Annotated in this window: 15 protein-coding genes; 9 read left to right on the forward strand and 6 right to left on the reverse strand. The window is 45.3% G+C overall.

Annotated features, from left to right (window positions below):
• Positions 1-114: 114 nt before the first annotated feature.
• Complete coding sequence (locus ACJJI8_RS04135; RefSeq protein WP_444934373.1) at positions 115-459, forward strand: hypothetical protein; 345 nt, start codon at positions 115-117, stop codon at positions 457-459.
• A 93-nt stretch (positions 460-552) separates the two neighbouring features.
• On the opposite strand, the gene csrA is transcribed toward ACJJI8_RS04135, so the two are convergent.
• A complete protein-coding gene (csrA, locus tag ACJJI8_RS04140) occupies positions 553-741 on the reverse strand; it encodes a carbon storage regulator CsrA (protein ID WP_444934374.1) in 189 nt (62 codons plus the stop codon).
• 1,537 nt (positions 742-2,278) lie between these two features.
• On the opposite strand from csrA, the gene ACJJI8_RS04145 reads away from it, so the two are divergent.
• The 8 genes from ACJJI8_RS04145 (at position 2,279) to ACJJI8_RS04180 (ending at position 7,985) form a co-directional block, all read left to right on the forward strand.
• On the forward strand, positions 2,279-2,485 hold the full coding sequence (locus ACJJI8_RS04145; protein ID WP_444934375.1) for a hypothetical protein: 207 nt from the start codon (positions 2,279-2,281) through the stop codon (positions 2,483-2,485).
• 501 nt (positions 2,486-2,986) lie between these two features.
• The gene (locus tag ACJJI8_RS04150) at positions 2,987-3,949 is read left to right on the forward strand and encodes an alpha/beta hydrolase (protein ID WP_444934376.1); all 963 of its coding nucleotides are present in this window, start codon (positions 2,987-2,989) and stop codon (positions 3,947-3,949) included.
• A gap of 60 nt (positions 3,950-4,009) precedes the next feature.
• Positions 4,010-4,747 (forward strand): DUF1963 domain-containing protein, encoded by a 738-nt coding sequence (locus ACJJI8_RS04155; protein WP_444934377.1) that lies wholly within the window; start codon positions 4,010-4,012, stop codon positions 4,745-4,747.
• Between the two features lie 75 nt (positions 4,748-4,822).
• Entirely contained in the window at positions 4,823-5,188 is a 366-nt protein-coding gene (locus ACJJI8_RS04160) for a hypothetical protein (protein WP_444934378.1), read from the forward strand.
• Positions 5,189-5,309: 121 nt separating this feature from the next.
• Complete coding sequence (locus tag ACJJI8_RS04165) at positions 5,310-5,561, forward strand: hypothetical protein (RefSeq protein WP_444934379.1); 252 nt, start codon at positions 5,310-5,312, stop codon at positions 5,559-5,561.
• Between the two features lie 41 nt (positions 5,562-5,602).
• Positions 5,603-5,986: a DUF7674 family protein gene (locus ACJJI8_RS04170; RefSeq protein WP_444934380.1), complete on the forward strand. Its 384-nt coding sequence runs from the start codon at positions 5,603-5,605 to the stop codon at positions 5,984-5,986.
• A 139-nt stretch (positions 5,987-6,125) separates the two neighbouring features.
• Positions 6,126-7,076 (forward strand): IS5 family transposase, encoded by a 951-nt coding sequence (locus ACJJI8_RS04175; RefSeq protein WP_444932661.1) that lies wholly within the window; start codon positions 6,126-6,128, stop codon positions 7,074-7,076.
• A gap of 249 nt (positions 7,077-7,325) precedes the next feature.
• Entirely contained in the window at positions 7,326-7,985 is a 660-nt protein-coding gene (locus tag ACJJI8_RS04180) for a hypothetical protein (RefSeq protein WP_444918426.1), read from the forward strand.
• Between the two features lie 92 nt (positions 7,986-8,077).
• Here the strand turns inward: ACJJI8_RS04180 and gcvH are convergent, their stop codons facing one another.
• From gcvH to ACJJI8_RS04205, 5 genes are all read right to left on the reverse strand, one after another.
• Positions 8,078-8,464: a glycine cleavage system protein GcvH gene (gene gcvH / locus ACJJI8_RS04185; protein WP_282930945.1), complete on the reverse strand. Its 387-nt coding sequence runs from the start codon at positions 8,462-8,464 to the stop codon at positions 8,078-8,080.
• Positions 8,465-8,530: 66 nt separating this feature from the next.
• Entirely contained in the window at positions 8,531-9,619 is a 1,089-nt protein-coding gene (gene gcvT, locus ACJJI8_RS04190) for a glycine cleavage system aminomethyltransferase GcvT (protein WP_413663598.1), read from the reverse strand.
• Between the two features lie 269 nt (positions 9,620-9,888).
• Complete coding sequence (locus ACJJI8_RS04195; protein WP_444907019.1) at positions 9,889-11,004, reverse strand: CNNM domain-containing protein; 1,116 nt, start codon at positions 11,002-11,004, stop codon at positions 9,889-9,891.
• A gap of 5 nt (positions 11,005-11,009) precedes the next feature.
• Positions 11,010-11,951 carry a rhomboid family intramembrane serine protease gene (locus ACJJI8_RS04200; RefSeq protein WP_444934381.1) on the reverse strand — a complete coding sequence of 314 codons (942 nt, stop codon included), beginning with the start codon at positions 11,949-11,951 and terminating at the stop codon, positions 11,010-11,012.
• A gap of 149 nt (positions 11,952-12,100) precedes the next feature.
• Positions 12,101-13,339 carry a UbiH/UbiF/VisC/COQ6 family ubiquinone biosynthesis hydroxylase gene (locus ACJJI8_RS04205; RefSeq protein WP_282930941.1) on the reverse strand — a complete coding sequence of 413 codons (1,239 nt, stop codon included), beginning with the start codon at positions 13,337-13,339 and terminating at the stop codon, positions 12,101-12,103.
• Positions 13,340-13,349 lie beyond the last annotated feature (10 nt).

The following is a 13,349-nucleotide window of genomic DNA, read 5'->3' on the forward strand; positions in this document are numbered from 1 at the left end:
GATAGGGGGATTTAGCACTCATCTTTTGTTATTATTCTTCTGAGGAAGAACCCTTCACTGTAAAACTTGTTAACTACAAGAGCCTACGCTCTATTGAAAGTCTTGGTATTTGATTTGAAGAAACTATTGATTTTTACCATTACACTCCTACTTGCACTTGCTGCATATTATCTTACTTTTACAGCTTTCTATGAGTCATGGTTCCCTTATTATTATGAGGAATATCTTTCATACTTCTTCTTAGCTGGACTAGCAATAGCTGTATTATTACCATTCGCCATTGCAGCCACTTCAGGCCAAAAGAATGGCCTGGGTTATCTTTCTAAGTACGCCAATTCAGCAACGAAAGTTCATTTAGCTGTAGTTATCTTATCTTTGTTAATTTTTGCTTATATGATGTCCAATGGCGTTTTACTAGATGAGGCCGGTATTTATCAAGTGGTACCATCAGGTGAATAGACGTAACTAGCAACGGCACCTGGCACCAAGACCGCGGTTCTGCTAAGGTTTTGATACCGATGCTTTGGATGCTCCACAATTAGGACCAAGCTCTCAACAGTTTCTATTCCCCTGCACCCTTCCCTTCTGGACACGTTTGTAAATTTCTTCACGGTGAACTGGAAGTGATCTGGGAGCTTGTATTCCTATCTTTACCTGATTTCCCTTAACTTCCAATACTGTGATTGAGACATTGGCTCCGATCCTTAGGTTTTCACCAGTTCTGCGCTTTAAGATCAACATATTTCTATTCTCTGCTTTTCAAGCTATGGGTAGACTTTTTATTGATGGACGGCTGAGAAACAAATCTGTTGAAGAATGCAGGGGGAGCGCGAGAACGATAGGCATAGAAGAAGAAAAGGCGGACGCAACGCTGCCAGAGCTTGGGGAGTCTCTCCAAGCCGCTGGATGTACTCCAATTTATTGGAGACGAGCGGGTTTCTAGCGTATGATCCATATAGCCATTTTGATAGTCTAGTTATCAATTTGGTTAGCTGGCCCCTGGTGTTCCCGCACCTTGGGTCAGCGCCTTTTACTTACTCTTACATCACACTACCGTTCTCCTTTAAGAGGGTGGTTCTTACAGAAAAATCTTGTTCTATTGAATCTCTTTGGTTATAGGCCTTCAAAAGCGACTCATTTACGACCAAAATACCAATAAATATCTATCGATTTTACGCAGATTTGACACTGAAACAAACTTAATAAATTTCAATAAGATCATTTTTGTGCCTATTTTTTAGGTTATCGCCTTGGAAAATATCGGAGTATGTAGAAAATAGCCAATTAGATTTGCAATCTTTAATGGTCCTTATATTAGAAGCTCAAGGCACTTGATAATAAAAAATAGCTACGTGAACGCACTCCTCATTTCAAAAGAATAAGGCGAAATATATTGCAAACATTGCCATGGATTTTATGTGGCTTACCCATTGGTATTGGCACTCTGATTTTCCGCCAGGAATTTAGGGGAGACATCCTGCATGATCGTACCTATTTACAAGTTCAGTGCCCCTGAAAACTCATTAATTACTCTTCTTAAGCCGTCTGTTTTGGCTGGGTGCTACTTATCATACATTCTGATATTAAAAATACTGCACCAACCATCCTAACCCACTGATTTATTACGGTTTTTGTGTTTTCTAAAAGAGGACTCAAAGCGAATATACTGTACGCGTGATATGGCCACTGGAATTTTATTCAATCGATACTGGTTAGTTTATTAGTGAGTATCTTTCCCTGATTTGAGTCATTTTCCATTCTCTGGGCATGCTGATAAATGATATGATTTCGTCCACTTTCGAATATACGAATAGACCAGCCAAGGAGAGTAAATGGTCAGTCAGAGAATTAACTATTTGCAGGTAGCAGGGATACTCACAGTGTTGGCTGCTTTAGTTCATATCGGGTGTATAGTATTTGGCGGTGATTGGTATCGGTTTCTTGGTGCCGGTGAGCATATGGCTCAACTAGCTGAAAGTGGCCACCCCTACCCAACTATTGTAACTAGCGTAATTTCAGCCGTTCTACTGCTTTGGGCTAGCTACGCTTTTTCTGGGGCGGGTTTAATTATTAGGTTACCGCTGATTCGGCTTGGTCTGATACTAATTTCAACGATATTTTTGGCTCGTGCGCTGGGTTTTTATTTTATAATGCCAGCCTTCCCAGATAATTCGCTAACTTTCTGGCTAACCAGCTCTGGCATATGTTTAATTCTCGGCTTAACCTATTCGCTTGGTTTAATACAGAGGTGGAACCTAATTAGCGGAAAGGCCTAACAATGGGTGTGTTACTAAAAACTTTTATTCGTGTAGAACTCTCCGAGCGCTTGATTGGGCGTATTGAAGCCACTATTGAAGAAGCTAAGCTTAACCCATCGATAGCTTTTAGAGAGTTTAATGGAAATGTTTATGACCTTGTATTTAATTTTGAAAAGTCAGAAGTAAGTGTAAATAATGTCTTAGATGCTAAGTTCAACCGGCACTGAGAACTTGTCAATAGATGTATTTTTATTAGCAATAGGGTCCAATCTCAATTGCCACGTAAATTTGTAAAATTCAAATTTCTAGTTTTTGTGGTATGTACAACTTTAATTATAAGTTGTGGTGAAAGCGCGTGCACAGCACAGTCTGATAAAGTGGTCGCAGCAAAGAGTTTGACTAATAAACAGTTAACATCTCTTTATCATTCAGCACTAGAGCTTATGGATAGCTCTGAAAATATAATACTTACAGGCGATCAGATTCCAGCTGTATTTACAGATATAATTAGTCCAACTCTTATTCGGGTGAAGTCGAAATCTATCTGGCTGTACCTGGAGACATGTAGCTTTGACAATAAAGTGGTTATCTTTCTTAATGCTCCATCTGTACTCAGTAGGGGTAATATCACTATAAGGTGGGGAGAAGGCCCAACCACACAATCTATTGAGCTTTGGCATCAGGTGTAACAGGTAAAAGCATTATCTTTCCCTCTATCATTAAAGATTATGATTAAGAAATTGATATTAGTATTCGTGAGCAGCATAGTTATTGGCTGTTCCACAGTAGTTACAGAATATATTGAGCGGTCTAATAGCTTTGATTTTAAAGAGATTGTTTCTTTCGATAATATTGAAACTTATGGGTTTAAAAACAACAGATATTGCTCTACAGAGCATAAAGTATGCACAAACTACCTTCTAGGGGAGCCACTTGAAAACAAGAAGCTTCGCTATACGGTTTCCCTGGAATCATTTAGCGGTGCGGAAAGCACTGTTAGTTTAGACATTTTAAAAAGCTCACTACCTGAATTACATTCAGGAACAGTTGTTCTTATACATGGTTTTAGGGCATCTAAAGAGTTTATGCTGAATTCGGCTCTGTACTTCAGAATGTTAGGCTTTAGAGTTATAGTCCCTGACTTATTAGGGCATGGTGAGTCTGATGAGGATAAAGAATACGGTGTTGGTGATAGTAAAATAGTCAACGAAATTATCAACAAATATGAAAATAAAACCCTGTATATTGTTGGTAACTCTATGGGTGGTACAACTGCAATGCACATTTCTACTTTAAGAAATGACATTGATGGAATAATACTACAAGCTCCAATGCTTCGATTTGATAAGGCAGTTTTAAATTATACTAAAGCTAACTTTCCGAGTATGACAATGCTTTTCTCAGAGGAAAGCATCAAGCAAGGAGCGTTAGATAGTTTAGTTAGAGCCGATATCACCCTTGAACAGACGGACATTAAGCCAATTATTGGATCTTCTAGTGTACCTATAATTATTTTTGCATCATCTTCAGATCCTATTGCTCCACACAGAAGCTATAGCAATCTAGCATCGAATGGTGTTTCAATTGTAAAAGTTGACGACCGAAACCACCCAAGTATGTCAATAATTGGTGACAATGAAAGTCGGGAGTTAATTCACTGGTTTGGTAAGCTAACACACAAATCCAAGTGATGCTTACAATCTGACTGACTTATTAATAAGATTCTTATAACTTGCATGAGGTATTAAATTTTGTCTGAAATTGATTGGGAGAAATATTGGGAAGAGTTAAAAAGCAAACTCAGCCCCTATAGAAAAATCGCGTGGGAACCTCAAACACAAGAGCAAGTGACTGAAATATCAGATTCTAAATTTTGTGGAATGCCACTACTTACAGCAGAAGGCTGGCCTGAGTGTGGAAATTGCAATGAACCTATGCAACTCTTTGTACAATTGAATTCTAAAGATCTCCCAGAGGCTTCAAATACCCCTTTTGGAGATGGAATATTACAAGTTTTCTATTGTGTTAACGAAAATTCAAGCTGCGAGGCTGACTGTGATACGTGGGCTGCAAATTCAAAAGCTACACTATTAAGGATATTGCCACTAAATACTCCGGCTCAAACAGAAGTTACATTAACCCCTTCTTCAGATTATCCAGAATTAAAAATAACTGGTTGGGAAGAGTTAGAAGACTACCCAGATACATTTGAGCTCGAGGAGTTAGGTGTAGAGCTATCAGAAGATGAAGAAGATTTTCTATGCGAAGGCGAAGTTCCATTCTCAGGTGAAAAGTTACTGGGGTGGCCGCATTGGGTGCAGGGAATTGAATATCAATCCTGCAAGATATGTAATAAACAAATGCAGTTTATCTTTCAAATAGATTCCTCAGGAAATATTCCTTATATGTTTGGAGATTCTGGATGCGCACATATTTCACAGTGCACAGAACATAAGGAACAATTGGCAATGGCATGGGCTTGCTGTTAATAATGGAATTAATATGATGCCCTTTATACAGAGCTATTTACAAAAAATTATTATAACCTTACTGGAAAGACCAGAGTGTTTTATACAAAATTGAACAAGAAAGCTATAGCCTGGGGATTGATTAGTTTCAGTATTCTTTGGGTCATGCTGACTCTGATGATAAATTTTCTAGACGTTCCACTTAGCGCTACAGGGGTACTCCTAGTTTTATCGTCCATTCTCTCAGGCATAGTGGTGGTAAAACGTGGTGCTCAGGCCTCTTTAACCAACGCTGCAATCTCTGGTGGCATTGCTGGATTGCTTCTATATATCTTGACTGTTCCATTTTTTGGTATGGAGCTGTGGAGCCTGATTTATTCTTTAGTAGTTACTACGGGGGGATTTGTGGTAGGTGCTACTCTTTGGCTAGGCGCCTCTTTTTTTGTAAAGCTACGCAACTAAGCCTCCTCTTTACTAGGGAATAGCACATAAAACAAGTTTGTCCCAAGACAATTGAAAATTTAGGTAAGTAATAAAAACTGATGTCGCAGAAAAAACTGCTTTGATAGTTCAGCAATCAAGTATGATTATGGGTTCACACTTGTACTATCTCATAGAAGTTTTAGATGAAAAAGAATTTATAAGTATATGTAAAAAATTCGGAAAGGTAATGAGAGAAGCTCATTTGCAAATACTTGATCCAATATGGAAAGCCCACCCTGAGCTATTAGCTGAAGAACTGGGTGGAGAATACAAAATTGATAAAAATATGTATACAATGACTCGGAGTCCTAACTTGAAAAACCGTACACACGCCACTCTGAACTCCCAGTAAACTATTTGCCGTTTATCACTACACTATGCCGCATGGAACACATGACTCCACATGAATTTATCAATAGCCTTTTAGAAGCCTGCCCTGATATCGACTCGGAGTGGCAGGAGCACCTTGATTTTTGGGATGGTGATATTCCTGGATTCTATAATGACATAAGCGTAATCGTTCATTACGTGCTTTCAAAATATAGAGATAATGACTTTCAGGATCTTGAAAATGTAGCCTTAGTTGTTGACCTTGGTCTTAACTCAGGGAATCCAGAAACATCGGAGCTTGCATTAATTGGGTTTCTTGAAGGTATATTATTCGTCGGATCACATGAAAATCTATCTCCCATAAATCATAAGCACTGGTTGCGTGAACGATCCTATTGTGCGCTTGTCAATTTGAGCGAGGCGTTCGAAAGTCTAAATAACAAGTAATGAGCAATATTTACTATACATATTAGGTCTAACGTACCAGATTCTTGCCAAATGATTTCAAATAATTATCTAGGGAACCTCTGAATAATTCTGAGTCAATTTGGTAATATTCACCTACCCATCAAGACTACGATGAATCATGCACCAAGTCACCTTTGCCGAAGCAGAATATAAGCTAAAGCGCCGTATAACTCGGCGAGAGAAGTTTCTTTCTCAAATGGAAATCCTCATCCCATGGCAGCGACTAGAAGCTCAGATCACTCCTTGTTACCCACAAGGCAAACGTGGCCGACAGCCATATCCATTGAGTGTCATGCTTCGTATTCATTGCATGCAGCTATTTTACAATCTCAGTGATCCCGCTATGGAAGATGCACTGTATGAAATTGAATCCATGCGTAGTTTTGCTGGATTGACTTTGAGTAGCCCAATTCCCGATGAAACAACGATTCTTAACTTTCGCCACTTACTGGAGCTCAATCAGCTAGGTGCAGCTCTTTTTGATGAAATCAACAAACATCTTGCTGAGAATGGCATGGTACTGCGTGAAGGCACGATTGTAGATGCCACTATTATCTCTGCGCCAACTTCAACTAAGAATGAAAAGAAAGAACGTGATCCGGAAATGCATCAAACAAAGAAAGGCAATCAATGGCATTTTGGGATGAAAATGCATATCGGGGTTGATGATGTGCTCGGAGTAATACATAGCATAGATACAACAGCAGCGAATTCGCATGATGTCACAACCACAGAGCGAGTTCTCCACGGGGAGGAGAAAAGAATCTGGGGAGACTCTGGGTACATTGGTGCGGAGAAACGTGAAGAGTTGAAAGAGCGGGAGGCGGATTGGTATATAGCAATGAAGCCGAGCAAGCTAAAAACTCTTCCAGGGCGTGATGCACTCCGTAAAGCGGAAAAGATCAAGGCGCAGATAAGAGCGAAGGTCGAGCACCCCTTCCGCTACATCAAACAGGTATTTGGTTATGACAAGGTCCGCTATCGGGGACTGGTAAAAAATACTGAGAGGCTGTGCTTACTGGCAGGCTTTACCAACTTATTAATAGGGAGAAAATACTTGGCTACCTAGGGGGGGCGCCTGAAATCCGCCTATTGAGGATTTCAGATGAAAAATTAGGGGACTATTACGCGAAAATTACGCGTTTGAGCGTAATAAAGTGAATTTTTCAAGCAGTGTAGCTTAATTCTAGAAAAATGCTTCGTTGATCAGAGGGTCCCTAGCTCCAGTGATACACTATAAAGGCGCCCATTTATTTAAAACTCACTAGAAGTTTGTGCGCAATGATGAACCATCGCATATAAAACAAGGAATGAAATCGTGCTAAAAAAGATAGCGCTTCTCGCACTAGCTACAATGATCACTGCCTGTGTTTCACCTATTCCGTTACAGGAGCAGTCCGCAAAAGCAGAGTACACAACTAAAGAACCTGTTTTAATTTCTGTTATTGATCAGCGCAAACGTGTTCAAGAAGGGAAAGATAAGAATTTTATTGGTAAAGCCCACGTTTCATTTGGCATCCCCGTTGATTGGCATGTTAATCAGGTGCTTGCAACAGAGCCGGGAGATAAAGAAAAGAATCTGGCTCAGTTTCTACAAAGCCGATTGACTCACGGCTTGAATGAAACGGGCTGGAATACCACAGCAGTAGATTTAGATGAAGTGCCGAGTGATGAAGCCATCAAAGCCTTGATGGAAGAAAATAACACCGAAAAAATGATTAGCCTTGTGCTTAACGAGTGGTATTTCAGTGTTAACTTGAACTGGGTTTCAGCATTCAACTTCGACACGAATACCGATATTCTCGTATACAGCCTGGAAGAAGGGAAGTTACTTGCCAAGAATATTGCTGAAAGGGATGTCGTTGATGAGCAGGCTAGTGAATCTCCACAAAACAATATCTTGCGGGCCTATAAAGCTCAGCTAGATCAGATTGTGAATGATGAGGAAGTTCGCAACGCAGTATCGTTTGATCAATAAGCAGAAATTGATTTAGGCGCTTATAAAACAAAAAAGGCTGTGGGGATTAGCCACAGCCTTTTTTTAATATGCTTTTCAGCACATTCGCTCTATTAGTCTTCAGACTCTGAACGATATGTGTCTGCATCCAGCATATTGTCTAGCTCGCTCACGTCGGAGGGCTTGATGCGGAAGAACCAGCCATCGTCGTAAGGAGAGGAGTTTACAGTTTCCGGAGCTTCTTCCAGAGCTTCATTGACAGCAACTACTTCACCGGAAACCGGGGAGTAGATATCGCTGGCAGCTTTAACGGATTCAACTACACCTGCCTCGTCACCAGCAGCCAGATTGGTGCCCACTTCTGGAGTCTCAACGTAAACCACATCACCCAGGGCATCTTGAGCGTGATCGCTGATGCCGATGGTTACGGTGCCGTCCTCTTCCAGGCGTGCCCACTCGTGGCTGGAGAGGTATTTCAATTCATTGCGGATTTCGCTCATGCTGTTATCCCTTGATTAAGCATCTAAGTTTATTGTCTTAGTGACGCGTACACCTCTGGGCGACGCTTAAATAACTGACTTGCCGTTGCGTACGAAGCAGGGCTTAACCACCTTGACTGGCTGCAGTTTCTTACGGATTTCCACCTGTGCGGTATCACCAACACTCACCGGAACTCGCGCCAAGGCGATAGAGTAACCCAGTGTGGGGGAGAAAGTGCCGCTGGTAATGATACCCCGGTCATCACTATCGTCTACCACTACCGGTTGACCTGCGCGCAATACACCGCGCTCTTCAAGCACCAGGCCTACGAGCTTGTGCTTAACGCCATCGGCTTTTTCCTGCTCCAGAACACCACGGCCGATAAAGTTGCGGCTCTCCGGTGCCCAGGCAACCGTCCAGGCCATGTTGGCAACCAACGGAGAGGTCTCATCGTCCATCTCATGCCCATACAGGTTCATACCCGCTTCCAGGCGCAGGGTGTCGCGTGCACCCAGTCCACATGGAGAAACGCCCGCTTCGGCCAAGGCGCGCCAGAAACCACTGGCGTCTTCACCCGGCAACATAATTTCCAGGCCATCTTCACCGGTGTAACCGGTGCGCGCTACGAACCAGCCACCCCGGGCAACGCTTTGGAAAACTTTTAGTGCATCAATCGCGGAAGTCCAATCAATGCCCAAAACCTCTTTGGTTTTCTCGATGGCATTGGGGCCCTGGATAGCGACCATCGCTACATCCGGGCACTCTGTCAGGGTCACATCGAAGGACTCTGCCTGCTTGCGCATCCACGCCAGGTCTTTCTCGCGAGTTGCACAGTTAACAACCACTCGGTAGCCGGGATCGCGCAGGTAGACGATCAGGTCGTCAATCACGCCGCCTTTGTCATTGAGCATGCCGGTGTAAAGGGCTTTACCCGGGTTGCCATCCAGCTTGGCCACATCATTGGCCAGCAGGTAGCGCAGGTAGTCGCGAGCTTGGGCGCCATCTACGTCGACCACGGTCATATGGGAGACATCGAACATCCCCGCATCGGTGCGCACCTTGTTGTGCTCATCCAGCTGCGAACCGTAGTGCAGCGGCATGTCCCATCCACCGAAATCCACCATTTTGCCGCCCATAGCGACATGCGTGTCATACAGAGGAGTTCTATTTCCCATTTTTAAAATCTCAGTCCGTCAGGTTCCGAAGCGGCGTATTCTAGCGGCTTGGGTACCGGCCTTTCCAGCGGGGCAGGCGCGGCAATATATATGCTCTGCAAGCCTAGCAGGCATTGGTAGTAAAACCTGTCCAGGTTCACAGAGGCCGTCAAAGATTCCGCTGGCGCTCTATCCTGCATTCGCCCGCGTTTGGGAATCGGGCAATACCCAATACCCGCTGTATTGGGCTAGTGCAGAGATGATCATTTTTTGATCAGATAAATTCTTAATCAGTCGCTGCCCCGGTCGCGCCCTTGACCAGCCTCTTCCGCGTTCTCTTCTGTGTTTGCAGATTCGTCGACTTTGAGGCCGTACTTCTTCGATCTCCAGCGCCACAAACGCTTAGCCAGCTCCTGGCGGTCGGGTGTTTTATCTGCCTCGTCGACAATTTCTTCGCCGAGCAGGGTCTCCAGCAGATCCTCCAGGGTCACCAAACCTTCGAGACTGCCATATTCGTCCATAACAGCACTAATCTGCACGCGGCGGGACAGCATTTTCTGGAACGCTTGGTAAATAGTGGCTGTTTCCGGCAGGATCAACATTTCACGGCGATAATCCGCCAGAGTTTTCTGGTGCTCACCTTTGGCGTAGGCCAGCAATAGCTCCTGTCGCAATACAAAACCCACCACACAATCCGGGTCGCGATTTTCATAGACCGGGATTCGGGAGAAACGCCCTTTCTCTGCATCCTCGTAGGCCTCTTCCACAGTGATGTCCTGCGGCAGGGAGAAGACCACTGTGCGGGGAGTCATCACTTCGCGTACGGAGTGGTCTCGCAGGGTGAAGAACAGGTTGCGCAGGATGCTGGACTCCCGCTGCTCCAACTGCCCTTCGGCCTCGCCAATTTCCGCCATAATGGCGAACTCATCGCGGCTGAAGCCCGTCAGGGTTGGGCCGTGGGACAGGCCTTTGGTCAACCACTCGGACATTTTTACAAACGGGTGGAGTAACCAAACCAGGCCGCGCAATACATAAGCGGTGCTTGGGGCCAATTGGCGCCAGTACACGGCTCCCAGGGTTTTGGGGATAATTTCAGAAAAAACCAGGATCAGCAGGGTCAGGATCGCTGAGGCGATACCCAGGTACTCATTGCCAAAAACCGCTGCTGCCTGGGCACCGGCACCTGCAGCACCCGCTGTGTGCGCGACGGTATTCAGGGTGAGGATAGCGGCCAGAGGGGCATTAATATCGGATTTTAATTTGCGCAGCAAAGACCCCGCTTTATGCCCCTCCCGCTCCATCAAGCGTACGTATGGCGTTGTTACGCTGAGAATAACTGACTCTGCTATCGAGCACAGAAAAGAAAAGCCAAGGGCAATAAAAACGTAGGTTATCAGTAAAATCATAAAATTCAGGTTGAAGCGGGATAAGAGTTAAATTTTCGCGCACCACCAGCAACGCAGTAAACCAGCGCAATCAAAAAACCAGCAAAAAAGCCTCCTAAATGCGCAGCATTGGCGATGCCGATCCCAGTAAAATAGGTAATCACTCCAAGAACACACAATATCATCCACACAATCGCCAGGGTAATAATACCCGGGGGTATATCTCTCCATGCCGGTTGCCAACGCTGCATTACCACAGTAAATCCGACCAGCGTGTATACAACACCCGACATTCCAGCGAATATCACCTCGGGCTTCCAGGCATATTGGGATAAATTAGCTGCAATCCCGCCGAGCAACACTAGAAGGCTATAAATAAATGGCCCTCCGCGTGCTTCCAATGGACGCCCAAGTATCCAGATAGCCAGAGCATTGAACAGGGCATGCTGAAAAGACAAGTTGATGATTGCAGGGGTCCACAATCGCCAAAACTCCCCTCTCTCCAAGTGCCACATTAAAGACGACTGTGAGAAAAGTGGGCCACCACTGGTATCTGGATATATTAAAAGCGGTGCAGACAGATTATTGGAATGTAAAAACCAACCAAAAAAACACAGGCCGATAAGCAGTAAACTAATCGGTGTTTTATCCATTGGGAAAGTCGGTAAAAATGAGGGGCTTACAGGTGTTTTCTCCTTTGGTGCTTGTCCCTCTTCACCCGGTAAATGGTCGCCGTCCTCTGGTTCCGCCTTTGTTAGCTGAACTCTGTCCAGATCAACTAATCCCCGCTCCCAATCTTGCAAAAGCGGCTTCAGCAATTCAGCTATACCTGAATCTGTCGTCAGCAACGCCTGCTGATTTTCTTCCTCAGCAATTCTCAATGGCAATTGGTAACGCTGTATTAAGCGAAAAAGCGCGCTGAGATCCTTTGATATAGGAAATGAGTAAACAGTAATCCAGTGACTCAATTGAAATTAACCTTTTTTACCGACGACAAGGCTTTTAATTCCCCTCTGCCTCAGGGAAAAGCCACTTAGTAGATAGGTAAACACCAGCAACTTCTCTGACACCCCCACTGAGCACTTTCTCCCGATCCATTTTTACGGGGATAGCAAATTTAAACCGCCATAGCCCGCATAATAATCCGCTTCTTTAACATGGGGCTGGCATCTACCATGCTCAACCCAGTGTTACGCAGCCAGCGCCAGTGCACATCGCCAGCACCGAACAAAGACTTAAAGGCGCTCATCGCTTTCATAGTTGCGGCGTTGTCGCCGCGACGGCGGCGTTCGTAGCGGGCCAACACTGAAGAGTGAGAGGGCTCCAGGCCGCGTGCCATAGCGCGGTCAATTTCATCTGCCAGCACCCGTACATCCTGCAGCCCAAGATTTACACCCTGGCCCGCGAGGGGGTGGATACTGTGGGCGGCGTCTCCCACCAATACAGCGCCAGGGCCGCGATAACGTTCCGCATGGCGCGCGCGCAAGGGGAAGGAAAAGCGCTCACTGACGGATTCCACTTTGCCCAAACGGCTCTCAAAGGCTTTTTCCAGGTTCAGGGCAAAGGCCTGGTCATCCAGCATCAATAGCTCTTGCGCCAGCTCTTCATCCGCAGACCAAACCACAGCGCAGTGATTGTCATCCCCCAACCCCGCGAGAGGTAAAAATGCCAGTGGGCCCGTTTGTAAAAAACGCTGCCAAGCGGTGTGACGGTGAGATTTCTCACTGCGCGCGACACACACCAACGCAGTTTGATGGTAATCGGTATCCTGGGAGCGGATATGCAGTAAGTCTCGCACTTTAGAGCGGGCGCCATCGGCACCGATTAACAGGCGGGTGCGCACTATCTCTGGTTGCTCACGGAGGCCATCCTCTTCATTTAAGCGATCTTCACCGCGAGGCTGTAAATGCCAGAGTCCGCAGTCGCGCCACCAGCTCTCCAGGCGAAAACCATTGACTAACTCCACGTTGGGTAGGGTTTCCAGCCGTGCTCTTAACGCGGCGACAATGACATTATTCTCAACGATATGACCGAGATTCGGCAGCTGCACATCGCGGCTGTTAAAGCTTACTGAGCCGGTTCCATCTGCATCCCAAACCCGCATTTCCACATAGGGGCAGGCGCGGCGGCTGGCAATATCATCCCAGGCTCCCACCTCTTCGAGCAGCTCGCGGGAGGCCTGTGTCAGGGCCACCACGCGGGGTTCATACTGCGGTGACAATTGCGGCGTTGTTTCCGGGGACGCCTCCAGCAAGGCCAGACGCATGCCCGGGTGCCGAACTGCCAGCAGCGCTGCCTGGGCCATGCCCACCATGCCCGCACCCACAATGGCAAAATCCAAACGATGTCTGTTCATAGAAGCCAAT

Source organism: Microbulbifer maximicatervae (SeqCode), assembly GCF_052467695.1.